This window comes from Bacillus sp. FJAT-27231 (assembly GCF_001183975.1).
Classification (GTDB): Bacteria; Bacillota; Bacilli; order Bacillales; family Domibacillaceae; genus Pseudobacillus; species Pseudobacillus wudalianchiensis.
Window position 1 is genome coordinate 638734 of the sequence record NZ_LFZU01000001.1, and the last position, 26887, is coordinate 665620.

General features: G+C 41.2%; 27 protein-coding genes. 21 read left to right on the plus strand and 6 right to left on the minus strand.

What is annotated here, in order from left to right; translation table 11 throughout:
• The first annotated feature begins 92 nt into the window (after nucleotides 1-92).
• The 9 genes from AC623_RS02965 to AC623_RS03005 all read left to right on the plus strand — a co-directional run bounded on the left by AC623_RS02965 (nucleotide 93) and on the right by AC623_RS03005 (nucleotide 9503).
• Nucleotides 93-1028, plus strand: a complete 936-nt coding sequence (locus AC623_RS02965; RefSeq protein ID WP_049660422.1) for a 1,4-dihydroxy-2-naphthoate polyprenyltransferase — start codon at nucleotides 93-95, stop codon at nucleotides 1026-1028.
• A 75-nt stretch (nucleotides 1029-1103) separates the two neighbouring features.
• Nucleotides 1104-1889: a delta-lactam-biosynthetic de-N-acetylase gene (pdaA, locus tag AC623_RS02970; protein WP_231603348.1), complete on the plus strand. Its 786-nt coding sequence runs from the start codon at nucleotides 1104-1106 to the stop codon at nucleotides 1887-1889.
• A gap of 75 nt (nucleotides 1890-1964) precedes the next feature.
• Nucleotides 1965-3347 (plus strand): 23S rRNA (uracil(1939)-C(5))-methyltransferase RlmD, encoded by a 1383-nt coding sequence (gene rlmD / locus AC623_RS02975; protein WP_049660426.1) that lies wholly within the window; start codon nucleotides 1965-1967, stop codon nucleotides 3345-3347.
• A gap of 398 nt (nucleotides 3348-3745) precedes the next feature.
• The gene (locus AC623_RS02980; RefSeq protein ID WP_049666196.1) at nucleotides 3746-4729 is read left to right on the plus strand and encodes a tRNA dihydrouridine synthase; all 984 of its coding nucleotides are present in this window, start codon (nucleotides 3746-3748) and stop codon (nucleotides 4727-4729) included.
• Nucleotides 4730-5333: 604 nt separating this feature from the next.
• Nucleotides 5334-6164: a helix-turn-helix domain-containing protein gene (locus tag AC623_RS02985; RefSeq protein ID WP_049660428.1), complete on the plus strand. Its 831-nt coding sequence runs from the start codon at nucleotides 5334-5336 to the stop codon at nucleotides 6162-6164.
• Between the two features lie 201 nt (nucleotides 6165-6365).
• Nucleotides 6366-6956, plus strand: coding sequence for a class I SAM-dependent methyltransferase (locus AC623_RS02990; RefSeq protein WP_049660430.1), 591 nt, complete (start codon nucleotides 6366-6368; stop codon nucleotides 6954-6956).
• 7 nt (nucleotides 6957-6963) lie between these two features.
• Entirely contained in the window at nucleotides 6964-7650 is a 687-nt protein-coding gene (locus tag AC623_RS02995) for a response regulator transcription factor (protein ID WP_049660432.1), read from the plus strand.
• Entirely contained in the window at nucleotides 7647-8729 is a 1083-nt protein-coding gene (locus tag AC623_RS03000) for a sensor histidine kinase (RefSeq protein WP_049660435.1), read from the plus strand. Before AC623_RS02995 ends, AC623_RS03000 begins: the two co-directional genes overlap by 4 nt.
• A gap of 129 nt (nucleotides 8730-8858) precedes the next feature.
• Nucleotides 8859-9503 carry a TVP38/TMEM64 family protein gene (locus tag AC623_RS03005; protein WP_049660436.1) on the plus strand — a complete coding sequence of 215 codons (645 nt, stop codon included), beginning with the start codon at nucleotides 8859-8861 and terminating at the stop codon, nucleotides 9501-9503.
• 119 nt (nucleotides 9504-9622) lie between these two features.
• Here AC623_RS03005 and AC623_RS03010 read toward each other — a convergent pair whose 3' ends face one another.
• From AC623_RS03010 to AC623_RS03020, 3 genes are all read right to left on the minus strand, one after another.
• Complete coding sequence (locus AC623_RS03010) at nucleotides 9623-10894, minus strand: cation:dicarboxylate symporter family transporter (RefSeq protein WP_049660438.1); 1272 nt, start codon at nucleotides 10892-10894, stop codon at nucleotides 9623-9625.
• A gap of 239 nt (nucleotides 10895-11133) precedes the next feature.
• Nucleotides 11134-12024, minus strand: a complete 891-nt coding sequence (locus tag AC623_RS03015; RefSeq protein ID WP_049666198.1) for a response regulator — start codon at nucleotides 12022-12024, stop codon at nucleotides 11134-11136.
• A 2-nt stretch (nucleotides 12025-12026) separates the two neighbouring features.
• Nucleotides 12027-13310, minus strand: a complete 1284-nt coding sequence (locus AC623_RS03020) for an ATP-binding protein (RefSeq protein WP_049660440.1) — start codon at nucleotides 13308-13310, stop codon at nucleotides 12027-12029.
• Nucleotides 13311-13500: 190 nt separating this feature from the next.
• On the opposite strand from AC623_RS03020, the gene AC623_RS03025 reads away from it, so the two are divergent.
• The 7 genes from AC623_RS03025 to AC623_RS03055 all read left to right on the plus strand — a co-directional run bounded on the left by AC623_RS03025 (nucleotide 13501) and on the right by AC623_RS03055 (nucleotide 20331).
• Complete coding sequence (locus tag AC623_RS03025) at nucleotides 13501-14088, plus strand: TetR/AcrR family transcriptional regulator (RefSeq protein ID WP_049660443.1); 588 nt, start codon at nucleotides 13501-13503, stop codon at nucleotides 14086-14088.
• A complete protein-coding gene (locus AC623_RS03030; RefSeq protein ID WP_049660444.1) occupies nucleotides 14085-14492 on the plus strand; it encodes a DUF5367 family protein in 408 nt (135 codons plus the stop codon). The genes AC623_RS03025 and AC623_RS03030 overlap by 4 nt, the downstream gene beginning before the upstream one ends.
• Nucleotides 14493-14660: 168 nt before the next feature.
• The gene (locus tag AC623_RS03035) at nucleotides 14661-15413 is read left to right on the plus strand and encodes a DeoR/GlpR family DNA-binding transcription regulator (protein ID WP_049660449.1); all 753 of its coding nucleotides are present in this window, start codon (nucleotides 14661-14663) and stop codon (nucleotides 15411-15413) included.
• Nucleotides 15410-16324 carry a 1-phosphofructokinase gene (gene pfkB, locus AC623_RS03040; protein WP_049660451.1) on the plus strand — a complete coding sequence of 305 codons (915 nt, stop codon included), beginning with the start codon at nucleotides 15410-15412 and terminating at the stop codon, nucleotides 16322-16324. Before AC623_RS03035 ends, pfkB begins: the two co-directional genes overlap by 4 nt.
• Nucleotides 16325-16336: 12 nt before the next feature.
• On the plus strand, nucleotides 16337-18214 hold the full coding sequence (locus tag AC623_RS03045) for a PTS fructose transporter subunit IIABC (RefSeq protein WP_049660453.1): 1878 nt from the start codon (nucleotides 16337-16339) through the stop codon (nucleotides 18212-18214).
• 137 nt (nucleotides 18215-18351) lie between these two features.
• Nucleotides 18352-18843: an STAS domain-containing protein gene (locus AC623_RS03050; protein ID WP_049660454.1), complete on the plus strand. Its 492-nt coding sequence runs from the start codon at nucleotides 18352-18354 to the stop codon at nucleotides 18841-18843.
• Between the two features lie 186 nt (nucleotides 18844-19029).
• The gene (locus AC623_RS03055; RefSeq protein WP_049660455.1) at nucleotides 19030-20331 is read left to right on the plus strand and encodes a uracil/xanthine transporter; all 1302 of its coding nucleotides are present in this window, start codon (nucleotides 19030-19032) and stop codon (nucleotides 20329-20331) included.
• A 129-nt stretch (nucleotides 20332-20460) separates the two neighbouring features.
• On the opposite strand, the gene AC623_RS03060 is transcribed toward AC623_RS03055, so the two are convergent.
• Nucleotides 20461-21366, minus strand: coding sequence for a TIGR01777 family oxidoreductase (locus AC623_RS03060; RefSeq protein ID WP_049660458.1), 906 nt, complete (start codon nucleotides 21364-21366; stop codon nucleotides 20461-20463).
• A gap of 111 nt (nucleotides 21367-21477) precedes the next feature.
• On the opposite strand from AC623_RS03060, the gene recX reads away from it, so the two are divergent.
• Nucleotides 21478-22275: a recombination regulator RecX gene (gene recX, locus AC623_RS03065; RefSeq protein WP_049660460.1), complete on the plus strand. Its 798-nt coding sequence runs from the start codon at nucleotides 21478-21480 to the stop codon at nucleotides 22273-22275.
• A 3-nt stretch (nucleotides 22276-22278) separates the two neighbouring features.
• On the opposite strand, the gene AC623_RS03070 is transcribed toward recX, so the two are convergent.
• On the minus strand, nucleotides 22279-22947 hold the full coding sequence (locus AC623_RS03070; protein ID WP_049660462.1) for an SDR family NAD(P)-dependent oxidoreductase: 669 nt from the start codon (nucleotides 22945-22947) through the stop codon (nucleotides 22279-22281).
• A 71-nt stretch (nucleotides 22948-23018) separates the two neighbouring features.
• Between AC623_RS03070 and AC623_RS03075 the strand changes: the two genes are divergently transcribed.
• Both AC623_RS03075 and AC623_RS03080 read left to right on the plus strand, forming a co-directional pair.
• Complete coding sequence (locus tag AC623_RS03075; protein WP_231603351.1) at nucleotides 23019-23336, plus strand: YfhH family protein; 318 nt, start codon at nucleotides 23019-23021, stop codon at nucleotides 23334-23336.
• 32 nt (nucleotides 23337-23368) lie between these two features.
• Nucleotides 23369-23638, plus strand: a complete 270-nt coding sequence (locus AC623_RS03080) for a YfhJ family protein (protein ID WP_049660463.1) — start codon at nucleotides 23369-23371, stop codon at nucleotides 23636-23638.
• A gap of 192 nt (nucleotides 23639-23830) precedes the next feature.
• Here the strand turns inward: AC623_RS03080 and AC623_RS03085 are convergent, their stop codons facing one another.
• Nucleotides 23831-24817, minus strand: coding sequence for a metal-dependent hydrolase (locus AC623_RS03085; RefSeq protein WP_049660465.1), 987 nt, complete (start codon nucleotides 24815-24817; stop codon nucleotides 23831-23833).
• Between the two features lie 98 nt (nucleotides 24818-24915).
• Between AC623_RS03085 and mutY the strand changes: the two genes are divergently transcribed.
• Nucleotides 24916-26010 (plus strand): A/G-specific adenine glycosylase, encoded by a 1095-nt coding sequence (gene mutY / locus AC623_RS03090; RefSeq protein WP_049660468.1) that lies wholly within the window; start codon nucleotides 24916-24918, stop codon nucleotides 26008-26010.
• A 70-nt stretch (nucleotides 26011-26080) separates the two neighbouring features.
• Nucleotides 26081-26830, plus strand: a complete 750-nt coding sequence (gene fabL, locus AC623_RS03095; protein ID WP_049660469.1) for an enoyl-[acyl-carrier-protein] reductase FabL — start codon at nucleotides 26081-26083, stop codon at nucleotides 26828-26830.
• Nucleotides 26831-26887 lie beyond the last annotated feature (57 nt).

Sequence of the window (26887 nt, forward strand, 5' to 3'; positions counted from 1 at the left end):
ATCGTGAAAAAGCTCGCCATTTAGCTCGTTTTTTCGGTTATAATGTAAGTTGTTTATTTAATTTATTATCCGAAGTTGAGAGGAAGAGAGGAATGAATCAAGAACATACAACCAAACAACCTAGTGCTTCTGGAAGCCAAAGTACGGGTAAAATATTATGGCAATTAACCCGCCCGCATACGTTAACCGCTTCATTTGTGCCTGTTTTAATCGGAACGGTGTTAGCCATGTTTTATACAAAGGTGGACGTGTGGCTGTTTTTAGCGATGCTCTTTGCCTGTCTCTTTATTCAAATCGCGACGAATTTATTTAATGAGTATTACGATTTTAAGCGCGGTTTAGACACAGAGGAGTCTGTCGGCATCGGCGGAGCTATCGTTCGCCATGGGATGCAGCCGAAAACGGTCCTGCAATTAGCGATTGGATTTTATATATTAGCACTTTTATTAGGCATCTATATATGTGAAAGCAGCAGCTGGTGGCTGGCACTCGTTGGTCTCGGCGGAATGGCAGTTGGCTATTTATATACAGGCGGCCCGCTTCCTATTGCTTATACACCATTTGGAGAGCTTTTCTCAGGCTTATGCATGGGTTCTTTCTTCATATTGATTTCTTTTTTCATCCAGACAGGTGTCGTGAATATGCAAAGTATGATGATTTCGATTCCTATTGCGATTCTCGTAGGAGCCATTAACCTTTCCAATAATATTCGCGACATTGAAGAGGATAAAAAGGGCGGAAGAAAAACATTAGCCATTTTAATGGGGCATGAAAAGGCTGTTTATTTCTTAGGATTCTTGTTTGCTTTTGCTTATGCATGGGTAGTGGGATTAGTAATTCTAGATGACGTTAGCCCTTGGCTGTTCCTTATCTTTTTAAGTGTTCCGAAGCCTATTCAGGCAATTAAGGGATTTATTGGACAAGCCGTTCCTAAGCGAACAGGCTTAGCGATGAAAGCTACTGCCCAAACGAATACATTCTTTGGATTCCTTTTGTCAATCGGGCTATTTATTAGCTATTTTTGGTGAAAATTAAATCGGTAAAAGACGGATATTTTCTTTTTTAAAACTGAAACTAAAGAAAAAGAGCAAAGGAAGATGATGATGAAACGGATCATATACGGCTTGCTTGCCGCTCTATTTTTCTTTAGTTTCACTACTCCAGCTATGTCAGCATCCAATCAGCCGATCCACTGGGGATTTAAAAAAGCGGCGAATGAACAGCCCGCAGAAGCCGGAGCGCAGCTTGATCAGCTGCTGGCTGAAAATGGGGCCTTTTACAAGGACAGCGCCAAAGAAAAAGTATTGTACTTAACGTTTGATAATGGCTATGAAAACGGCTATACGGCAAGTGTTCTCGATACATTAAAGAAGGAAAAAGTGCCGGCAGCCTTTTTTATTACAGGACATTACTTAAAGAGTGCCCCTGATCTTGTCAAGAGAATGAACAAGGAAGGCCATATCATTGGCAACCATTCTTGGCACCATCCTGATCTAACGCAAGTCAGTGATGCAAAACTCAGAGAAGAGCTGGAGCTTGTAAAAAAAGAAACAGCACGAATCACAAAGCAAAAAGACATGAAGTATCTTCGGCCGCCGCGCGGCATTTTCAGTGAACGAACATTGAAGGTGGCCCGGGAAGAAGGATACACACATGTCATGTGGTCGCTTGCTTTTGTTGATTGGCAGACAAACAATCAAAAGGGCTGGCAGTATTCTTACGATAACATTATGAAACAGATCCATCCGGGAGCCGTCCTCTTGCTTCATACTGTCTCAAAGGATAATGCAGAAGCACTGCCAAAGGTGCTTAAAGATTTGAAAAAGAAGGGGTACCGTTTTGCAAGCCTGGATGAGTATCGCAAAAAACAAAAAAGAGTTTCTTTATAGGGCTGCTGCGGCAGTCCTGTTTTTTCGTTATAATGGGGAGATACGAGTGGGCAAAAACAGTGAGGACGTGACAACGTGAAACAAGAAAATAAAGCAAAGATCAAAGTGAAGCAAACGTTTCCGCTGACGATTAAACGAATGGGCATTAATGGTGAAGGTGTCGGCTATTTTAAACGGCAGGTTGTCTTTGTTCCCGGTGCTCTTCCGGGGGAAGAAGTGGTCGTAGAGGCAGTGAAAGTACACCCGAAGTTTACAGAAGGACGAATTAAAAAAATCCGCAAAAAATCTGAGCATCGCATTGCGCCGCCATGCCCGGTATATGATCAATGCGGCGGCTGCCAGCTTCAGCATGTGGCCTACAGCCAGCAATTAGCCGCTAAACGTGACATTTTAGTTCAATCGTTGGAACGGTATACGAAGATTCCCGTGGAGACGCTTGATATCCGAGAGACCATCGGCATGGACGATCCATGGCATTACCGTAATAAAAGTCAGTTTCAGGTCGGGCAGCAAGATGGAATGGTGATCGCTGGGTTGTACAGCTTAAATTCGCACAGGCTAATCGATATTCCGGATTGTATCGTTCAACAGCCGGCATTAAATGAAGTGCTCAATAAAGTAAAGCTAATCTTACAGGACTTTCATATTCCGATCTATGATGAAAAGAAAAAGAAAGGTGTCGTAAAAACGATTGTCACCCGCGTTGGCATTGAAACGGGCGACATTCAAGTTGTGATTGTCACCGCGACGCACGAGCTGCCGAAAAAAGAACTGATCGCAGAAGAAATTCAAAAGCGGCTTCCGAATGTAAAATCGATTATTCACAATATTAATCCGAAAAAGACATCGTTAATTTTCGGTGATAAAAGCTTGCCGCTTGCCGGTTCTGAAACGATCGAGGAGCGGCTTGGCGAGCATAAATATTCTCTTTCTGCGCGAGCATTTTTTCAACTCAACCCCGAGCAGACCGTGAAGCTTTATAATGAAGTGAAAAAAGCGGCTCAGCTGACCGGCAAAGAAAAGGTAGTCGACGCCTATTGCGGTTCCGGTACGATTGGCCTTTGGGTCGGTGAAGGGGCTGCAGAAATCCGGGGAATGGATGTCATTGAAGAGTCGATTAAAGATGCGAGAGAAAATGCTAAAGCGTTAAAAATTAAAGCGGTGTATGAAGTCGGAACGGCAGAGCAGTGGCTTCCCAAATGGTTAAAAGAAGGGTGGAAACCGGACGTCGTTATCGTCGATCCTCCACGGACAGGCTGCGATCAAAAACTGCTCGATACGATCAAAAAGGTGAAGCCTAAACGTTTCGTCTATGTATCCTGTAACCCCTCCACGCTTGCTAAAGATATTAATCAATTGAGCCATTTTTATAATATCGACTATATTCAGCCTGTTGACATGTTCCCGCAAACGGCGCATGTTGAGAGCTGTGCACTCCTTGTAAGGAAAGATCAATAAGAGGTGTCACAATGAGTACAGAGCCTTTCCTTTTGAGAGAGGCTCTTGTTTTTATCTGATCTCAGAAAAGGTTTGTTTTTATTCATTAAGGATTAAAAGGCTTTTGCGATTTCATATTCTTTTTCCTGTTGATCTCTTGTTAATCCGGTGTTCTTCCAATCTTTTTAGTAAAACTTCATTTTAAATCGAACAGTGGAATGGAGGTTGATGGAGTGGGTTTTAGTCGGAAATCATTTTGGTGTATAGAAAGTGCAAAGTTAAAATAAACATTTCTGATCAGTTTGATAAAAAGTACTTAAGCATGGTATAAGTGTAAAAGAAGCAGGGACATGCTGCTTTTGAATTTTGGGATAATGGTTTGGCCTGGTATCCCATCATGAGAGGATTTGAGTTTGAATATGACAGAAAATTTTTGGCGTGATTTACCACGACCTTTTTTTATACTAGCACCAATGGAAGATGTGACAGATGTTGTTTTTCGCCATGTAGTGAGTGAAGCAGCCAGACCTGATGTGTTTTTTACAGAGTTTACAAACAGTGAGAGCTATTGTCACCCAGAGGGAAAACGCAGTGTGCGCGGGCGTTTGACTTTTACAGAGGATGAACAACCAATGGTAGCCCATATATGGGGGGATAAGCCTGAATACTTTCGGCAAATGAGTATTGGTATGGCGGAACTTGGGTTTCGAGGTGTGGATATCAATATGGGCTGTCCTGTGCCTAATGTGGCGCAGCATGGAAAGGGGAGCGGCCTTATCCGTCGTCCAGAAGTTGCAGCAGAGTTAATACAAGCAGCAAAAGCAGGAGGATTGCCCGTAAGTGTGAAGACAAGGCTTGGTTACACGGAGATAGACGAATGGCATGCCTGGTTGACACACATATTGAAACAAGACATTGTCAATCTTTCCATTCATCTGCGTACAAGAAAGGAAATGAGCCAGGTAGATGCTCATTGGGAGCTGATTCCGGAGATCAAGAAACTTCGTGATCGTGTGGCACCAGATACGCTTTTGACGATCAATGGGGATATCCCAGACCGTCAAACGGGCTTAAAGCTTGCTCATCAATACGGTGTTGATGGGGTTATGATTGGGCGTGGTATTTTTAAAAATCCATTTGCCTTTGAAAAGGAGCCGAAAGAGCATAGCAGTCAGGAATTGCTTGATCTCTTAAGGCTGCATCTCGATCTTCATGATAAATATTCAGAGTTAGAGCTGCGTCCGTTCAAAGCCCTTCATCGCTTTTTTAAGATATACGTCAAAGGATTTCGAGGGGCAAGTGAATTAAGAAATCAATTAATGAGCACAGAGTCAACAGATGAAGTACGTGCATTGCTCGATAACTTTGAGTCAAAGAATCTTGATGGAATAGGGGAACGGTAGAAGTGTCCCGATTCAAAGTAAAAGGGAAGCAGGACGTTAAACTGGTGTGAAGGCGGTATCGAATTGTACTCATTCCCGCCAATTTTTACTTTACAGTCCATCCGCGCAGAGCCTATGACTTTGCTGAAGTTGAAAGAGTAACTTTAAAATAAATCGTTGATAGTTAAACTAAAGTTTTACTTATTAGACCTCGATTCGTTTAAAAACTTTTGCGAATTCGGGGTCTTTCTCTTCTCCATGGGCACATTTGGTTTTCTTGATTTTATTTCTATTTGTTTTTTTGGAATAATTTTAAAACGTAATTTTATTTAAAATCTGAAAGTTTAAGTGGATAGTTTGATCTGTTTTATTAGAAACCTCGTCGTTCAACGTATGTTTAAAAAAATTAACATTACAGGTACGGCTAACAGATGTACATTTAATAGGTTCTGATACTAAAGGTATACTCCTTAAGTAATGATTGTTATAATAAAAATGGAATAAATTGTTTCTAGTTTGATTTCTGCGGACTCTACTAATAGTTTACTTGGCTTTGTTCAACCAATAGTAGAGTGCTTCTGTAGAAGAAGTTCTATATAGTAGTGAGTGAAAGGATGGTGCTTACATGAATAGTGAAAGCATGGCTGCTTTTATTCGAGAGCTGAGAAAGTCAAAAAATATGACACAGAAAGAATTAGCAGAAAGATTGAATATTACCGATAAGGCAGTTTCCAAATGGGAACGGGGATTAAGCTATCCTGATATATCTATATTATCTTCACTTGCTGATATTTTAGGAGTTAGTGTATCCGAATTGCTGAATGGCGAAAGAAGTGCTGAGTCATCTCCGGAGCTGGAAATAGTTGAAACGACTTTGCGGTATGCCAATAAAGTAACATCCAATAAAAGAAAATCGGTGGACTTAATCGCCAAAATGACCATTACGGTAATTTGTTTACTAAGTATATTGGTTTGCATGATTTGTGATGTTGCCGTTTCCGGTCATCTTACGTGGTCTCGATACCCTGTTGCAAGTATGATCTTTGTATGGCTTATTATTGTCCCGTTGTTTCACTTTAAGAGAAATAAAGTGCGCAAGGCCCTTTTTTCTTTAAGTATTTTTATCACCCCATTTTTATTTGCATTAAATCAAATTATGGGCGGTACGAAGCTTCTGTTGCCTCTGGGCATTCCGCTATCACTGATCGTTGTTTGCTATATATGGGGGATATATCTTTTGTTTACAACTGAGAAGATGACGAGATGGACGTTGGCTTCTATTTCAATCGTAACTGGAATTCCTCTAGGAATCACAATTGATTCCGTTATTTCAAAGTTTGTCAATCAGCCTATTATGGATGTTTGGGATCTGTTGTCATACGGAATGTTAGTCATCGCCGCGATGATCACCTTCTTCATAGGAAGAAAAGGAAAGCAGTTAGAGCCCCGTACATAATGGTTAGGGAACCACTCGTGAAAAGGTTAAAGTGAGCCTATCAAAAACCGCCACAAGGTGGTTTTTCTTTTTTTAGAAAAATTTCTAATGGAAAAGGGAATTTCTTCACTTTAAGGATTCTTAAGAATTTCCATCACTATTTCTTCAGATTTGAATTTTATTCTAAACGTATAACTTTCAAACTAAGGGAGTGATGGAGAGATGAAAATAGGTACGTTCTTATTACAATCTATTTTAAATCCAAGAAAAGTTGGAGCGATTTTCCCGAGTTCTGTTTATCTTGCTGAAAAGATGATGAGTGCCGTTCGGTTTCAACAGGCCAAGTATGTAGTGGAATACGGACCGGGAACGGGTGTATTTACTGATAAAATCCTTACCTATAGAAAGCCGGATACGCTTGTTTTATTGATAGAGCATAATAAAGAGTTTTATAAACAGTTAAAAGAAAAGTACAAGGCAGAGAAAAATCTCATTATTGTCAATGACACGGCAGAACAAATTGATTGGTATATGAAAAGATATGGGATTCCAGCAATCGACTATGTGATTTCTGGCTTGCCTTTTGCGAGTTTACCTAAACATGTTTCCCATAATATTTTAGATAAAACAAAAAAGCTATTAAGTTCTGATGGCGAGTTTATCACTTTTCAATACAGCTTATGCAGGAAAGAATTCATCAGTCAATTTTTCAGCCATATCGATGTTAAACTGGAATATAGAAATGTACCGCCTGCTTTTATATTCAACTGCAATAACCAACAATTATTGATAAGAAACCAGGAACGGATGTGACATAGTCATGATGGGGAACATTTTAATTGTAGATGATGATCAAGAAATTAGAAATCTCATTTCTATTTATTTGGAAAACGAGGGATTGAAAACTCAAAAAGCGGAAGATGCTTTGGAAGCATTGAAGCTATTAGAGAAAAGTGAATGTGATCTTATCATTTTAGATATTATGATGCCAAATATGGATGGCATTCAAGCTTGTATGAAGATTAGAGAAGAGCGTCATTTGCCGATTATTATGCTTTCTGCCCGATCAGAAGATATGGATAAAATCCAAGGGCTTGCTTCGGGTGCTGACGATTACATCACGAAGCCATTTAACCCGCTGGAATTAATAGCAAGGGTAAAATCGCAGCTTAGAAGGTATAAGAAATACAATACAGGGAGTGACCAAGATAAAAACCTGATTGAAATTGGAGATTTGAGTATAAATACGGATACACGGCAAGTACGTGTAGGAAACAAAGAAGTACGGCTTACACCAAAGGAATTCGATATTCTGGAGCTTCTTGCCCGCAATAAAGGCATTGTGCTGAGTGTCAGTAAGATTTATGAAGCGGTTTGGAAGGAAGACTTCTTTAAATCGGATAACACGGTTATGGTTCATATTACGAAAATTAGAGAAAAGATTGAAGAAGAGCCTAAACGACCTATTTATATTAAGACAGTATGGGGAGTAGGGTACAAAATATGAAGGTTATAAAGATGAGAAATAACCTGATCGTCAAACTTCTTGTTGCAGTGGCCATTAGCTTTTTTGTTTCTGTCAGCGTTTTGGCCTTTTTGTCGCAGCAGTTCATTTTGCATTTTTATATGAAATTTCTTACTGAATTTAGTGTGGCAAAATATAATTTCATTATGTTTTTTATCTATTCTATAGCGATTACTTCATTTGTAATCTGTTTTTTATTGCTCGTACACAAAAAAATAAAATACTTAAAGCTAATTACGGAAAGTGTCCAGCAGATCGCAAATGGACAACTCGGTTTAACGATTGAAGCCCGCGGAAAAGATGAGCTGGCTCAACTTGCGATTAATATTAATGATATGTCAAAGGAGCTGGCAGGCAAATTTGAGCATGAAAGACGTTTGGAGAGCGCCAAAAATGAACTGATTACAAATGTTTCCCATGACTTGCGTACACCATTGACTTCCATTATCGGTTATTTAGACTTGCTCAGAAAGGGACAGTATACAAGTGAGCAGCAATTGAAAGACTACCTCGGCACCACTTATTCCAAATCGAAAAGACTGGAATACCTCATCAATGAACTTTTTGAATATACCAAGCTATCAAGCCCAGATGTTACGTTAAACCTTATTGAAGTGGACCTTACAGGTTTACTAGAGCAACTGATTGGAGAATATATTCCTATAGCAGAAAAAGAACAGCTTCGGATTCATAAAACGATAACTGAAGCGAAAATACCGATCCTATTGGATATTGAAAAAATGGTTCGTGTGTATGAAAACCTGTTAATGAATGCTATTAACTATAGCACGAAACCATCGGAATTACGGATAAGCTGTGAAGCAGATGGGGCAAAGGCGGTTATAAAAGTTTCCAACGAAGTAGAGCACCCTCCAGCAGATGACGTGAACAAGCTATTTGAACGGTTCTTTACAGGGGAAAAGGCAAGAACGGACAAGCAGGGGACGGGGCTTGGCCTTGCTATTTCAAAAAGAATTGTTGAACTGCATCACGGGATGGTTGATGCAGAATATGAAGAAGGCTGGATAACGTTTATTGTCGAACATCCGCTGCAAACATAAAGAAGGAATGTTTCCCCAGTCTGTAGAATTTTTTATTAATTTTTAAGAATTCTTAAGAATGTTGCGGGCTTTTTCTTAATTCTCATTGCTTATGATGTAGGCATCGGAAGCGAAGGGAGAGTAAAGAAATTGAAAAAGAAGGTTCTTGTTGTTGCGATATGGATCCTATTAATCTATGTGTTGAAGCAACATCATTTGCTGTCACCCGATCTAGACAGGTTAAAGGAATTGATCTCCGAAAACTCAAATTATGCTATGCTATTATTTGTTGCTTTGTGGGGAGTGCGGCTTCTTATTTTTATCCCTGGCATCACTTTAATGATTTTGGGCGGAATATGCTTTGAACCACTCTTAGGTTTTTTGCTTTCGATGGCGGGCATCATTTTAAGTGAAACGCTCGTTTATATCTTTTCCAAAACATTCATCGGGATGAAGCTAAACAAATTTCTGAAGAACAAGAGTCCGAAATTAAGAGCGCTGTTGAAAACTTATAATTATAAGTTTCTAGCATTAGGAATTGTTTGTCCGATCGCTTCAACGGACGCCATTTGTTTTTTATCGGCTTCCCTAGGGTTAACATATACGACGTATATGTTAACGATTATTGTTGCCAATATCCCGATGGCGCTTTTATACGGTTTTATCGGACCGAGTCTTAACGGGTCCTTGCTTGGCATCGCGGCAGTTGTTATTGTATTCATCGTCGTAACGATCATGTCGGTCAATGCCTGGAATAAATTAAACAAATGTGAGGATTTTGTAGTAAAAGAATGAAGCATCCTAAGACAAGCTCAAATAATGAAAGCAGAGAACAAAAAAGCAGCCAGCTTCATCAACCTTTTTAGGTTTTTGAAGCTGACTGCTAGAAGCAGGTAAGGGTGTTTGATTGTTTATTAAGATGCTTCTTTTACAGATTTAAGATATTGCTCCCCTTTGGCAGAGTCAAAACGGCCTTCCCATTTAGACATAACGACTACTGCTAAAGAGTTACCGATTACGTTGACAACTGTACGTGCCATATCAAGAATTCGGTCAATACCTGCAATGAACGCAAGACCTTCAAGTGGAATACCGACAGATCCTAAAGTAGCAAGCAGGACAACGAAGGAAACGCCTGGTACACCAGCAATTCCTTTAGATGTAACCATTAAGACTAACATTAAAGTGATTTGCTGCATAATGCTTAAATCAATTCCGTACATTTGAGCAATAAAGATAGCGGCTAATGCTTGATATAGAGTAGAGCCATCGAGGTTAAAGGAATAACCAGTTGGAATAACGAAGGACACTACGTCTTTTGGACAGCCAAACTTCTCCATTTTCTCCATTATTTTTGGCAGAACCGTCTCCGAGCTAGCAGTAGAGTAGGCTAAGAGAAGTTCATCTTTTAAGATTTTAATAACATGGAAGACGCTTGTGCCGGCCATCTTAGCAATAGCTCCTAGAACGACGACGATAAAGAAAAGCATCGTAGCGTATACACAAATGAGTAATTTTCCAAGTGGAATAAGTGATTCTACCCCAAATTTTGATACGGTTACCCCAATTAACGCGAATACGCCGAATGGAGCAAACTTCATAATTTGATTCGTTACGTAGAACATCGCATCGGCTGTTCCTTGGAAGAAGGCAAGTACTGGCTTTCCTTTTTCGCCGATCGCTGCAACCCCTAAACCGAATAAAACGGCGAAGAAGATAATAGCGAGCATATCGCCTTTAGCTAAAGCATCGATAATGTTACTTGGAACGATATTGACAAACGTATCAGCGAAGCTATGGCTTGATACTTCCTCTGTTGTCTGTACATACTGGTCAATATTCCCTTTAGCCAGGTTTGCCATGTCTATGCCTTCGCCTGGTTTCACGATATTTGCCGCAAGTAATCCTACTATAATAGCGATAGTTGTTACGATTTCAAAATACAGAATTGTTTTCCCGCCAAGTTTTCCGAGCTTTTTCATATCTCCTGTTCCGGCAACACCGAGAATGATGGTGGAAATAACAATTGGCACGACGATCATTTTAATTAAGCGAATAAAGATATCACCAATTGGCTTTAAAAAAGTTTCGACGGCAGGATTTCCATAAAAAATCGCACCGACGGTAATCCCTAAAACTAATCCGACAAGAATCTGATAAGCTAAACCAAATTTACGCTTTTTCATCTAGTCACCTCTTCTTAATTTTTATATAGTGCAAACGCTTTCTTGTTTGGTTAGGAACATATAAGTCAATTATAGGGAGTAATTATTGAATCCTACAAAATCCGACATTTTCTTTTTTGAAAAAAATAAGACTCTGCCATTTTTTCACTGCAGAGTCTTAAGAAACAATTAAGGATTTCACGTTTTTAATCAGGCTAATCGTATAAGTATAGATATGATCAAGCCTTTTAAAAGCCTTTTTAACCATGAAAAAATTTTTCTGCCGTTTCAAGATATAAGGCTTGCAAAAACTTTTTAATATTAATTTTTACTTTCATGGGCTCGTCAACATCGGCTTCTAATTCCCTCATCCGTAGCCTTACTTCCTGAAACTCAAAGAAGCGGGGAGCGTAATATTCGAATTTAGGATTTGTATAATCGATCGTCCCTAATGAAGCTAAATTGTTAAGTGCCGCCATAATCGATCTGCGGATACGCTGTTCAATAGACTTGCTTTCTTTTTTAATATTAACAGGGCTGGATGTATTGACAGCGGCAGCCACCTCATACAGCTCCTTCAAAGGAGGCAGCACAGTGGAGATGCTATTTTGGTGAATTAAAAATTCCATCATCGCCACGATATCTTTACTGCCTGCCTCTCCAGCAATCCCCATATCATTTAAAAGAGATAATACAATTTCTTTTACGCTGCGCTGTTTTTTTAGCGATGTAGAAGATTCAATATGAGCTAAAGATTCTCGAATGGTGATTAACGAATGCTTTAATTGGAACTGCTCGGCTGTTTTCTTTAAAATGCTACGCACTTCAAAGCGGTTAATCGGTTTATGAATAAAGAACTCGACTCCTTTTTCATAAGCCTCACCAACCATTTCTTTGTTAACGATTTGAGAAATCATAATAAATTGTCCGTTAAATCCTTGTTTTTTTAATTGTTCCATTGTTTCAATGCCGTCTAGCTCGGGCATTAGTAAATCAATTAACACAATGTCGGGATGAATAGCCAGAATAAGCGGAAGCGATTCTTTGCCGTTCTTCGCCTCGCCTATTACTAAACCAAGATGGTCCTCCTCTATGATTTTTGCTAACATTCTTCGGCTAGCTGTATCATCGTCTACGATAAAATAACGCAATGTCATTCAACTCTCTTTCTAATCTCTCGAGTAGGAATTTGAATGGTGAAAACAGTTCCTTCGGCTGACGACTCTACTTGGATTTGGCCGTGGAAATTGTAGACAATCTGTTGGACGTGAGAAAGCCCAATCCCTGTTGCAGCGACTCCTTGATCGCTGTATTTTGTTGTATAGCCCAGTTCAAATATGAAAGGTACATCTTCGGTTAGAATGCCTTTGCCGGAATCTTGAACCACAAAGCAGGTGTATTCCGAATCCTCGAATGCGCGCAAATGAATCTGTCCCTCTTTCTCGATCGCTTCAACGGCATTCGCTACGAGGTTATTTAAAAGGGCTAGAAGAGGAATTTGTTCACCTGTTTCAAAATCGACAGTTACCGATAAATCGAAAATAACTTTTTTCTTTAATAGTTCACTGTAGTTTTGGTTGGCAGTCATCACGAAGCCGAGTACATCAGAAAGGAAAATCCTGTCACTCCGTTGGTCGACATAGATTTTAGACAGACCGGAAAGAATTCGTTGGGCATCTTTTTTTACTTCATGAATCTCTTGAGAAATGTGCAAGGCTTGTACACTAAGTTCCTGAAGGTTTTCTTTTTTTAGTTTTCGGTATAGTTCATGGCTTGATGCCGTAATTTGCTCAATGTTATTCATCGATTTTTGCAAATAAAGAGTTTCAACATACAATTCTGATCCGACTCCGAGCATTTCCTGCATCTGTCTTCTCTGTTCGGACACGGTAATGGAGCTGTACAATCCTACAACAAAATAGCTGCGAAATAGAGCAATCCCGACTAGCAGTGCCCAGTCTTTGAACCCTAAATCAGCATGATCCGGCAGGTAATAGCGCCAAAAATGTTCCAAAGAATTCGCTGTAAATTCTAAGCCGGCAGCTAAAACGCCGAGCAAAAGGGGCGAGGATTTATATCTTTCAATTTTGACCAAGCCAAATCCTAGAGAAAATAATAAATAAAATAAAAAGGCCGGCAGATGCTTTAGTAAGCTTGTCCAAGGGGAAAGATCGGTCATGACCAGATCTCCAAACAAACGGAAGCAAACGACCGTTATTCCGGTAGTGATTCCCGTTCTCCAAAAAGAAGCGGGAGGAAAAATAAGAATAAATAGAAAAAAAACAATACTGCCTAATCCGAAACGAAAATCCTCTCCATAAAAGGGCACTACTTTAACTTCACTAGCAATCGCTGTTAGTGTGGCAGTTAGGATCAAGGGCAAACCATTTGTACTCGTAAGCTTTCTCTGAATAAATTCGTGTAGTATAGCGAGCATCTCCTTCTCCTGTTCTAGACATAGAGGCATGAAGTGACTTCATGTAAAAAACACTTTTATTATAATGGAACGGCACGATAAAAGAAATTTGTTTTAGCGGCTGTGAGAAAGCCTTGCGGTAAATCATAATAAATGATAACCTTTTCATAAATATAGTTAGTCAATCGACTAACTTGAGCGAGGTGGAAAAATGGCAAAGCCAAATGTCATTGAAAAGTCAGATTTACTCAACTTTGCGAAAGAGTGTTTGGTGGATCAGGGGATTGAAAAGTTTACCTTGAGGGCAGTTGCAGAGAGAGCAGGTGTTACACAAGGAACGGTATACTATCATTTTAGAACGAAGGAGCAGTTATTAGTAGATACTGTAAAGGATGTTTGTGATCGTTCTTGGGATGAGTTGTCAGAAAGCGATGGAAATATGATAAAACAGGCGTTAACATCTGCTAAAAGCCGTTGTAGTCACGACTCATTTTATCATAAACTATTTTTTACATTGATGGCTGCAGGCATGACAAATGAAAAAATGAGAGAGCAGCTTGGGGATCTATTAAAAAAGGAAAACAAAGCTTTATTTCAAAGTCTAGCAAAAGTATGGACTCAATCACCTATAAAGGGAGTTTCTTTGGAAACCTGGGCTATATTATTGAATGCCATAGTAGATGGGTTAGCGGTACAGGCACTTATGAATAAGGACTTTCCTGTTGAGCAAGTGTATGAAGCACTTGAACAAGTGCTGACTTCGTTAAGTAACCTGACAATGGAGAAGGATAGCGTATGAAAAGATATGTAGTGATCGCATGCCTAGGTGCGTTGGTTTGGCTCTTTGCTACGTTGTTTTTTGTCTTTTTCGGAGAACGGGTTCTTTTCAGCCCAGGTTCTGCCTCCTTCTTCATAAGCCTATCGCTATTAATAAGCGGAACAGCGCTATTACTATGGATGATTACCTTTTTGTATTCACTGTTCGATCAATCAAAAAATGCAGCTCTAACCTTTGGGGTAATTGGAACCATTGTGGGCCTGACATTGGATACGTTCTCTTTAGCCAATCATCATGATGTTTTCCCCCATCTTAGTGACTCACAAATCATTGCTTTTACTGTTTGGATGTCATTTGCTTATGCTTTGTATCTCATTATTCCGGCTGTTCTAAATGAGTGGAAGAAGAAAGCTGCTCTTATATAAGATCGCAATGTTATTAAACTACACCGTTTACCTTTACACCGCCAGCATAGCGGTGTTTTTTTTATTTGAATGGAATTGATTGTTTTTGAATGTTTATGATTGAATTTGGCGGTTTTTTATTTTATTATAAAGATACAAACAGAATTGTTGTTTAGAGGGGTGAGTGGATTGTTAACGGAAGAAAGGCATCATCTTATTTTACAGCTGCTGAAAGAGAAAGAAGTGCGCAAGCTACAGGAGTTTGTAGAAGCAACCGGTTCGTCTGAGTCTACCATTCGTAGGGACTTAAGTCAGTTGGAAGATGAAAAAAAGTTGATTAGGGTCCATGGTGGAGCAGCACTTATTAAGCAAAAACGTTCAGAGCCGAGCATGATGGAGAAATCGAATCAGCATGCGGAAGAAAAAAAGCGAATCGCTATGTATGCAGCAGAATTTCTCAGAAAAGGCGACTGTATTTATTTAGATGCTGGCACAACGACGCTTGCTATGATCCCCCACATCGAAGAAAAAGATATCACAGTTGTCACGAATAGCATCACTCATGCAGCAGCACTTACTGAAAAGGGAATCCAAACATTTGTGACAGGCGGCTTTTTGAAAGCGAATACAAGAGCGCTTATTGGACAAGGAGCTCTTCATGGATTAAACCAATACAGTTTTGATAAGTGCTTTATTGGGGTAAACGGCATACAACTAAATGTTGGTTTCACGACTCCTGATCCGGAAGAAGCACTCATTAAGCGGACAGCCATGAAGCAGTCGCTAGAGACCTATGTGCTGGCTGATCGATCAAAATTTAATGAAACCGCATTTGCTCATATTGCTCATTTAAATCAGGCGGTGATCATTACCGACAAACTAGAAGAAGAACTCCTTCATTCATATAAGGAAAAAACGAGCATAAAGGAAGTGGAAGCATGATTTATACATGTACGTTAAATCCGGCAATTGACTATGTTGTTCATCTTGATCGTTTTGAGCCGGGCGAGTTAAATCGGGCTCTCTCCACATCGAAGTTTGCGGGTGGAAAAGGAATCAATGTTTCTCGAGTCCTTACCCGCTTTGGAGCAGAAAATACAGCACTCGGTTTTTTAGGCGGTTTTACAGGAGATTTTATTATCAGCGAACTAGACAAAGAGGGGATTCGCCATCAGTTTATCCGGGTGGCAGAAGATACCCGTATTAATGTAAAGATAAAAGCAGGAAAAGAAACAGAAATAAACGGCCAAGGGCCAACTGTTACTCTTAAGGAGAGTGAACAGTTCAAGGCACTGGTCGAACGACTCAATGAAGGAGATATTTTGCTTTTAGCAGGAAGCGTTCTCTCTTGTTTGGCGAAAAATTATTATACACAACTGATGGAAATAGCGAAGGAACGTGGGATCAAGGTAGCTGTAGATACGAGCGGACCTGTACTAAAGGAGCTGCTTCAGCACAAGCCTTTTTTTATCAAACCTAATCATCATGAGCTGGGAGAGTTATTTCAAACGAGTATTCAGTCGAAAGAACAAGCGATTCATTTTGCGAAAAAGCTGGTGGAAAAGGGGATTGAAAATGTCATTATCTCCATGGCTGGAGAAGGAGCTTTATTTGTCAATAAAGATATTGTTTTTTCTGCAAAGCCGCCACAAGGTCAAGTGAAGAACTCGGTAGGAGCGGGAGATTCAATGGTTGCTGGGTTCTTAGCTGGATACGTTAAGGGAGAACCGATACAAGAAGCTTTTCGTTTTAGTGTTGCCGCTGGAAGTGCGACTGCTTTCTCAGAAGACTTATGTACAAAAGAAAAGGCAGAGCAATTATGTTCCAAAGTACAGATTTCGGAAATAGAGTAGGAGGGTATGAACATGAACATTACTGACTTATTGACAAAAGAGACGATGATCCTTCATCTTCAATCTACCGATAAAGCCTCCGTTATTGATGAACTCGTTGAAAAACTTGCTCAAGCGGGCCGATTAAATGATCGGCAGCAATATAAAGAAGCCATTTTGGCGCGTGAAGCTCAAAGTACAACAGGAATTGGGGAAGGGATTGCGATTCCTCATGCAAAAACGAACGCCGTAAAAACACCAGCCATTGCCTTTGGCCGCTCAACAGCGGGAATTGATTACGAAGCACTGGATGGGCAGCCAAGTCATCTCTTCTTTATGATTGCAGCACCAGAGGGAGCGAATGACACTCATTTGGAAACGCTATCGCGTTTATCCTCTTTTCTAATGGACCCTGGCTTCCGGCAAAAGCTTGATGCGGCTCAGACAGAAGAGGACGTGTTAGCAGCTATTAATGAAATGGAGCAGGGAGGAGAAGAGGAAGAAGCAGAACCGGAAACAGCTTCTCCCAAAGGGAAAATACTAGCGGTAACAGCTTGTCCAACGGGGATTGCCCATACGTACATGGCAGCCGATGCTTTAAAAGCAAAGGCAAAAGAAATGGGTGTCGATATTAAAGTAGAAACAAACGGGTCAAGCGGCATTAAAAATACGCTGACCGCTCAGGATATTGAAGAAGCAGCCGCTATTATTGTGGCGGCAGACAAACAGGTGGAAATGAATCGTTTTAAAGGGAAGCATGTCATTCAAGTGCCTGTTGCTCAAGGAATACGTAACCCAGAACAGTTGATTACAAAAGCTGTTCAGCAGGATGCTCCTATATTTAAAGGGGATCATTCTGTTGGAAGCGAACCGGCCAGCACAGAAAAGAAAGAGCGGACAGGCGGTTTTTATAAACACTTGATGAACGGCGTTTCGAATATGCTGCCATTCGTTGTTGGCGGAGGAATTCTGATCGCTATTTCCTTTATTTTTGGCATTCACGCTTCTGATCCTAATGATCCGGCGTATAACCCCATTGCTAAAGCTTTAATGGATATTGGCGGCGGCAATGCTTTTAAACTAATGATTCCGGTATTGGCTGGCTTTATTGCGATGAGCATTGCGGATCGTCCGGGATTTGCTCCAGGGATGGTTGGCGGCTTAATGGCAGCTAACGGAGAGGCTGGTTTTCTCGGCGGCTTGATTGCTGGATTTCTGGCCGGATATGTTGTGCTTGGAGTGAAAAAAGCTCTTAGCGGGCTTCCGACGTCACTAGAAGGATTAAAGCCAGTTCTCCTTTATCCGTTACTAGGTATTCTTGTTACAGGATTGATTATGATGTTTGTGATTATCGGGCCGGTGAAAGCGTTAAACACAGGGATTACTAGTTTTCTATCCGGCCTTGGAACCGGAAATCTCGTTCTTCTTGGCTTGCTGCTTGGTGGTATGATGGCGATTGATATGGGTGGACCGATTAACAAAGCAGCGTTTACTTTCGGTATTGCGATGATAGATGCTGGTAACTTTGCGCCACACGCAGCGATTATGGCTGGTGGGATGGTTCCACCGCTTGGCTTAGCTCTTGCGACAACCATCTTCAGAAAGAAATTCACGAAGCAAGAACAGGAAGCAGGAAAGACATGCTATGTAATGGGACTTTCCTTCATCACTGAAGGAGCGATCCCATTCGCGGCAGCCGATCCGGCGCGGGTGATTCCAGCTGCCGTTGCCGGTTCAGCGGTTGCCGGGGCGCTCACGATGATGTTTGGCATCGGCTTGCCGGCCCCGCACGGAGGAATTTTCGTGTTCCCGATCGTTCAAGGCAATCCGTTTCTATATTTGCTGGCCGTTGCCATTGGCTCGCTCGTCACAGCCTTTGCAGTCGGTTTGTTAAAGAAAGAAATTCGATAGTGAAAAGAATAAAAGTATATTGAGAAAGAATCCTTCCACAAAAATCCAGGTGGGAGGATTCTTTTTATGTATGCTTTTTGCTATAATGAAGGATAGTTTCAGGCCTTTCAAAATAACAACGGGGGTTTATGCGAATTATGGAAAAAGAAATAGATCGACTGCGACAAGAAGTAAAAGACTTAAAGCAACAATTAAAAGAGCGTGAAGAGTTAATTAATGAAATCTCTGTGCCTGTTATTCCATCCATCGTTCCAGAAACTATTTTAGTGCCTGTGACAGGGAAGTTATCCCCAGATCGATTAGAATTAATTTTTACAAAAATTAATGAAGTAGCTTACCGTTTATCTTATACAGAAGGATTACATACCGTCATTATTGACTTTACCGCTATCTCTAAAAAGGAGATAGGAGAGATAAGTGCATTCGGAATGTACATTGAAAACTTTCGGAAAGCTTTGAATTTAATGGGGGTTGAAACGGTTTTTGTCGGGTTTACGCCTTCGGTTACTCAAGATCTCATTCAATCGGGTTTATCGATCGTAGATGATTTAAATACATTTTTATCTTTCCGAGCAGCTCTTAGTTATTTAATGAAGAAAAGGGGTTTTGCCCTTCAAAAAATTAAATGAAACGGCAGTCCGTTCGCGGGGAAAGACCGCAAATTTATTACATAAAACCATCCCATAAGCACCGGGCTTTCCCGATCGTATAGTAACAGTGAATATACTACATCGGGGAGTGGGCTGTGGGGTGGTTTCTTTTTTATCGTAATGAAGCTAAGCTAACTGACAACAGATAAGGAAGGGAAGGATAGAATGAAAGCATTAAGAGCATTTCCAACTGGCATGGCAGCGATTCAATGGGTATTTTTCATTTTTGCGAATACCATTGTTGTTCCTGTTTCCATAGGAGCCGCATTTGATTTATCAGCGGAAGAAGTAGCCATGACGCTCCGTAGTTCGCTTATCTTTACAGGAGCCGCTTGTGTGTTACAAGGGTTATGGGGCCATCGTTATCCGCTGATGGAAGGACATTCGGGACTTATGTGGGGACTGTTACTGAATCTGAGTGCTTCTGCTGCTGCACTTGGCATGGATCTGCAAACGATTGGAGGAGGCATTGCCACTGGGATGATTGCGTCAGCTGTTTTTACGGTGGCTGCTGGGTTATTGGGCCTGTCATCTCTCATCCAAAAGGTTTTTACCCCCATGGTGATGAGCGTATATTTATTTTTGCTTTCTGCTCAACTTATTTTTATCTTTTTCACAGGTATGCTGAAACTGACGCCCGACGGAACATTAGATGTACCGGTCAGCTTATTGTCTGTCGGCATTGTTCTCCTTGTGACGATATTAAAAGTGAAAGGAAAGGGATCTGTCAGTAACTTTTCCATTTTAATCGGCATTATAGTTGGCTGGATCGTATATGATTTACTATTTCCTGCCGATACCGCCTTATCGGCGAGCGGTCAGTCCTTTTCTATGTTTCCGCTAGGTACCCCTAATTTAGAGTGGGGCATTATTTTGACGACATTCATAGCTGGAGTGCTCAATCTCAGTAATACCATTGCCTCCATTCAGGCAGCCGCTCGGTTATATAATGACAAGCCGGAGGAAACTCGTTACAATCGTTCATTTACGTTGACCGGCCTATATACAGCAGCTGGCTCTTTTTTAGGGCTAGTACCTTACGCCCCCTTTACCTCAACGATCGGTTTTTTGGAGAGTACCCGTATTCTTGATAGGGTTCCTTTCTTGATTGGAGGCGGTTTGTTTAGTTTACTCGGTCTTATACCGGTTGTCGGCTCTTTCTTTGCTACAATGCCCATTACTATTGGAAATGCTGTATTATTCGTTGCCTATTTGCAGCTGTTTGGTACAGCGCTGCAGTCGCTTCAAGGAACGATTTTTAATTCGAACACTATTTTCCGAATTGCAATGCCTGTTTTGACTGGGATTAGCTTGATGGCGGTGGACCCCGTTATTTTTAGCCAATTACCGGTTTATGTACAGCCGCTTTTTTCTAACGGATTAATTATGGGAGTTCTTTTATCGGTTGCTTTAGAGCTATCAGTTAACTGGGAGCGATACGCGGCTTCCAATGCATATGAAAAGTAATCTTTCCACATGTTACCCACATATTGTGGATAACTTTTTCCACATGCTTATAAAAAAATAGATTGATAAAATAAAAGATCAAAAAAAATATCCACACTATTCACAAGGTGTGGATATTTTTGTGCACAACTATTTATAAATGTCTTCCAGCGCTTCTTTTAGGTGAGGGAATTGAAAAGTAAAGGAATGCGCTGTTAATTTTTCAGGAAGTACACGCTGGCCATCTAAGACTAGGGTGCTCATTTCTCCTAGAGTAAGTTTAATCGCAAAGGCTGGAACAGGCAGCCAATGAGGGCGATGAAGAACGTCAGCTAAAGTTTTTCCCAGTGTGTCTAGCCGTTCTGGAGAAGGAGCCGTCAAATTAACAGGCCCGTTCATCTGGGGGTGCTCCATAATAAAAAGGAGAGCTCGTGCTACATCGTGAACATGTATCCAAGACATCCACTGCTTTCCCGAACCGATTCTTCCACCTACAAATAGCTTGTATGGTAAAGCCATCCGCGGAAGTGCCCCTTCTTCTTTTCCGAGAATTACGCCAAAACGTGTCATGACTGTACGGATACCTAGACGTTCAGCCTGATGTGCTTCAGCTTCCCAAACATCTACTGTTTTGGAAAGGAAGCTTTCGCTTGTCGTATTTGATGATTCTGTAAAAGTTTCCTCGTATGAAACAGGATAGCAGCCAATCGCGCTCGCATTCATAAAGACAGAGGGCTTTCTTAAAAGTTCACCCATAATCCTAATGGTTTCTCTAGTAGAGGAAACCCGGCTCTCAATGATTTGTCGTTTGCGTTCGTCTGTCCAGCGGCCGCTATTAAGCGATTCACCTGCCAGGTTAACGAAAGCATCCACATCTTGAAGTTCCTTTTCTGGCTCAGAGTGAGAGCTAAGCCATTTGACGTATCGGATATTCTTCGTTTCTTTTTTATTCTCCAAGCTTCTCGTCAAAATAATGACCTGATGATCATTTTTTAATAATTCGTTTATAAATGCTCTTCCAATAAAACCTGTGCCGCCAGCAATGGCTACTTTCATCTTTACCCCTCCCGGTCGCCCTTTGAAACATCCTTTTTATTTATTATAGTAACCATATTCAATCGGTATGGAAACATTTTCGTGGTACATTAGAAAAGAGAGGTGTTGAATATGAAGGTTATTACAAAAGTTTCTCTTCAACAAAAGCTTACAGATCGTTACAACATATTTATAAATGAACAATATGCCTTCAGTGTGGATGAGTCTGTACTTATTCAATTTGGTTTGAAAAAGGGAATGGAGCTAACCGATGAGCAGATAGCTGCCATCACTCGTCAGGATGCCATGCGTAAAGGATTGAATATGGCGATTCACTTTTTATCGGTGAGAATGAGGTCGGAGAAAGAAGTACGGGAGTTTCTTGCCAAAAAAGAGATAGAACAGGAAGCCATCGAAGAAATTGTCCATCAGCTATACAGGATGAGCTACTTGGATGATAGGGAGTTTGCTAAGGCTTATACTAATACGCAAGTGAACACATCAGATAAAGGACCTAAGTTGATTGAGCGGGAGTTAAAAGAAAAAGGAATTAATGATTTTTTAATAGAGGAAGCTTTAACTACATTTGAAGCAGATCTTCAGATTGAAAAGGCCGGTAAGCTCGCTGAGAAATACAGACAAAAATATCGCAAAGAATCGCCTGTTGTCCAGAAGCAAAAAATGGAACAGTCTTTGATGAGGAAGGGCTACGATTGGGGGATCATTCAAGAAGCGATAGCAGGATCAGAGACGGAAGAACAGGAAGAAGAACAATGGCAAGCGCTTATGTATCAGGCGGAAAAAGCTCACCGCCGTTATAGCAAATTCTCCGGCGGTGAATATAGACAAAAGATGAAGCAAACACTTTATCGGAAAGGCTTCCCTATTAGCGAAATTGATAAGGCGATCGAAAAGCTGCAGGAAGAATAGGGGTTACCTTTCAATAATGATTTCCCACTGTTCCTCAGCTTCTTGAGCGATTCGTTCAGCGATTTGTTTTGGGTGTGGGAGGGCAGCCGGATTTTTCACATGATCGGAATGGTCCCAAAACGGCGTATTCATGCCACCCATATAGGCTGCTACGAAGCGTAGGCCGTCGTTTTCATATTCTTTTTGCAGGCTTTCCGTAAATCCCCGCAGGGCAAACTTGCTTGCGCAATAAAGCGATTCGTGTTTTTTGCCGCGCAGTCCCGCTGTAGAGATAATATTGATAACTGTGCTATTGCTGCTTAAGAGCGGTAGAAAAGCTTTTGTTAGCAAAATAGGGGCATACACATTAACGGCAAACGTTGTTTCGATATCTTCCATAGTGATAGAAGAAAAAGGACCGAAAATCCCGACACCGGCATTATTAATGAAAAGGTCTATTTGTTGATTGTCTTTTTGAAAGGCGGCTGCTAGTTCTTCAATTGCTTGAGGCTCCTGTACATCAAGCGAATAAATCGTTGCTTGGCCTCCAGCTGCTTCAATTTCTTTTTTTGCGGAGGCCAGCTTGTCCGTGTTGCGGCTCGCTAAGTGAATATGAAAGCCCTTTTGACTATATAAGAGGGCTAGTTCTTTTCCAAGGCCGGAACCGCCGCCAGTAATAAAACAATTTTTCAAGGAAACCATCCTTTCTGCTTTCTTATTTGCTGTTATTTCACTATACTGAAGGAAAAAAGGGTGTGCAACTATTGGAACCGCAGAAACGTTATAGCGAAATGGAAGAATTTGAATTGAAGCAAGAAATTGCCCGGCTGAAGGAGAAAGCTCGTAAAGCTGAGCAGCTCGGGATCGTCAATGAATTTGCCGTTCTAGAGAGAAAAGCTTTAATGGCAGAAGCCTATTTAATGAACCCGGATGATTTTACTCCCGGAAAGATGTATGAGATCAAAGGAGCTCCTGGTACTTATTTTAAAATTGACTATATGAACGGCGTGTTTGCTTGGGGATACCGCGTTGGCGGTGACGGCAAGGAAGAAGGGTTGCCGATTTCTACGCTAAAGCTTTAAGCATATAATATATAAAAGAAAGGGCGGATAAGATGGAAGATATTTTCGAACGTCTAACGAATCTTTTACTGAGTAAAAACGAGAGTTTATCCCATGCTCGCGCCCGTACATGGATCGAACTTTTGTGGGAGGATTTTGAAACGACTTATGCAAAAGCCGGCCATGATTATCAAGGGAAAGAAATGACCGAAAAAGTCGTACGGCAATGGTTGGAGAACTACGGAAGCCGCCTTCACGAGTTCGCTGGCCGCAATCCTAAATATAGTCATTTGCTTGACGATGAAAGTGATCTGGCTCATTAATAAACCCGCCTGATGGCGGGTTTATTAATGTCTTAACTTTTGATAAAAACAGTGTGAATCGTGATAAAGCTAATTTGGTTTGGGATAAACCTAGCCCGATTCATAATAAAATCAACCTAATTCATGATATGCTATAATATCTCCTGAAAAACAAGGAAAACGGACGCCTAACAAGCATCCGCTTTTCTTATTTTAATGAGACTCAGGTATAAACGTCAGCTTTTTCCGCAGCTTTTCCTCGCTGAAAATCCAGCCGGTGTAAGAGCCGATCACATTGTAATCAAGGTCGAGCTGAACGACGGCCACAAATGGATAATAGCCATTGTTGCGGTAACGAAGGTCGATAAATTTTACTTCAAAGCAATCGTTATATTCGGCTACTTCCCACCGGTAGACAGGTGAAAAGTGAAGAAAGGCTGAAAGATTTTCATTTTTCTTGGCCGCCCGGAACAACTCTGAGTCAGGAATTTTCACGCGTTTATATTTATCAAGAATGGTGACGGAACGCCGGTATCCGCGGGCAACGTAGAAATGGGCCGGGGCTTTTACGGCAATGCGCCATTGATTAAAGCGAATGGTTGGCGCGATAATAATTTCTTCGGCATCTGGAATTAACTTTTTAACAGAGTTGCGGATCGCCCCTTGCATTTGAAAGCGCAGAATGTAATATCCAATTAAAATTAAGTAAATGACCAAAAACGTGTAACCAGGATGAGCACCCATGGCCCATAAAATAAGCCCGGCTACGTGGATAGCGAAAATAAACGGGTCAAAGGTGTTGATGACGCCAAGGGCCAGCCATTTGCAAGAAAAGGGACGAAGCGCCTGTGTTCCGTAAGCGTTAAATATATCTACAAAAACGTGCAGAAACACTGCGAATTGTGTCCATAGCCATAAATGAAGCAGGCTGCTTCCCGGGAACAAAAAGTAAATGACTGCGGTAATTAACAATGGCCACAAAATAACCGCAGGTATGGAATGAGTTGCTCCCCGATGATTGCGTATATAGACAGCGTTGTTTCGAAGCTTTAAAATTGTATCTATATCAGGTGCTTGCGAACCGATTACTACAGCCGTCATGACAGCATATTTTGTTATCGGTTCAGCAGCAACGGCAGGATCCAGTGTTGCCAGACCGCCTAGTGCAAATCCCATTACAAGGTGAGTTCCAGTATCCAAATGCGTCCCTCCTTTACGAAATACGGATGGTGCCCGTTTGGTTCTAAATTCTACTATTCCCTTTATTGATCTAATTTTAACATCTATGGAGGTCAGTTGTGAATTTTCCATCTCTTAATAGTGTAGAAAAAGTAAACGTCCAGCAATTTCAGCAAGATTTGCTTCAGTGGTATAAAGCAGAGAAACGAGACCTGCCATGGAGAAAAGAACGTGATCCCTATAAAATTTGGGTATCAGAAATTATGCTGCAGCAAACAAGAGTAGATACGGTGATTCCGTATTTTGAGCGCTTTATTGATCAGTTCCCAACGATTGAAGCACTCGCAGCCGCGGAAGAAGATAAAGTATTAAAAGCGTGGGAGGGACTCGGCTACTATTCGCGCGTCCGTAATTTGCAGGCCGCGGCTCGAGAAGTGCATGAACGGTACGGGGGAAAAGTGCCTAATACGTTAAAAGAAATCTCCTCTTTAAAAGGAGTAGGCCCTTATACGAGCGGTGCCATTTTAAGTATTGCTTATGGTGTGCCGGAGCCCGCTGTTGATGGCAATGTGATGCGAGTGCTATCCAGAATTTTATCTATCTGGGAGGACATTGCAAAACCGTCTTCGCGAAAAGTATTTGAGGAAGCGGTTCGACAATTGATTTCCACAGAAGACCCCTCCTCCTTTAATCAGGCATTAATGGAATTAGGGGCTTTAATTTGTACGCCTTCTTCACCGTCATGCTTATTGTGCCCGGTGCGAGAGCATTGTAGTGCCTTTCACGAGGGGACCATCAATGAACTGCCTGTTAAAACAAAAAAGAAAACGATGCGCCATGTTCACTTAGCGGCTGCGGTTGTCAAAACAGAGAAGGAAGAAGTCATCATCCAAAAGCGCCCGCCAGAAGGATTGCTTGCTAACTTGTGGGAGTTTCCAAATACAGAGCTTAGCGGAATGGGAAACCCAAGAGTAGAGCTGGAACTCTTTTTAAAACGAGAGTATGGTCTCGATGTTCAGCTAGAAGCAGAACCTTTTGCTAAAATCCAACACGTATTTTCTCATTTAACATGGGATATTGATGTGTATGAAGGGACGGTTTCCTCTGCTATTCCTAAAAAAGAAAACAGCCGGGTCGTAAAAGCAGAAGAAGTAGAGGAATATGCTTTTTCTGTTTCTCATCAAAAGATTTGGAAAAAGACAAAGGGCCGGTGAGAAGCCGGCATTGTCTATTTTCCGTTAAGAACGTACAATTTAATGGAGCAGACAGAAGGGAGAAAGAATAATGGAACAAAAAGTAGCACTAGTAACCGGCAGCAGCCGTGGGGTAGGGAAGCAGATTGCCCTGGAGCTTGCTAGAAACGGTTATGATATTGTCGTCAATTATGCACGCAGCAAAACAGCAGCTCTTGAAACAGCACAAGAAATTGAGCAATTAGGGCAAAGAGCACTCGTGATTAAAGCCAATGTAGGTGATGTGGACAAAGTAAAAGCGATGTTTGCCGAAATTAAGAAAGAGTTCGGCCGGCTTGATGTATTAATTAATAACGCCGCTTCAGGTGTCCAGCGGCCCATTATGGAGCTGGAAGAAAAGCACTGGGATTGGACAATGGATATTAATAGCAAGGCCCTGCTATTCTGTTCGCAGGAAGCTGCCCGCTTAATGGAAGAAACAGGAGGCGGCAGCATTGTCAGCATTAGCTCACTCGGGGCCATTCGTTACTTGAAAAACTATACGGCTGTTGGCGTATCAAAAGCAGCAGTGGAAGCACTGACGAGATATTTATCTGTCGAGCTTGCTGAAAAGAACATTGTAGTCAATGCTGTATCGGGCGGAGCAATCGATACAGAGGCGCTGAAGCACTTCCCGAATCGTGAGGAGATACTAGAAGATGCAAGAGTGAACACACCGGCGGGCCGGATTGTCCACATCGAAGATATTGTACATACCGTCATGTTCTTGATTTCAGAGGGCGCTTATATGATCCGAGGACAAACAATTATTGTGGATGGAGGACGCTCACTTTTGGTTTAAAATTTTTAATAAATAAAGGATAAATTATTACCTCTCAGGGCAAATTAGTTCTTGTGG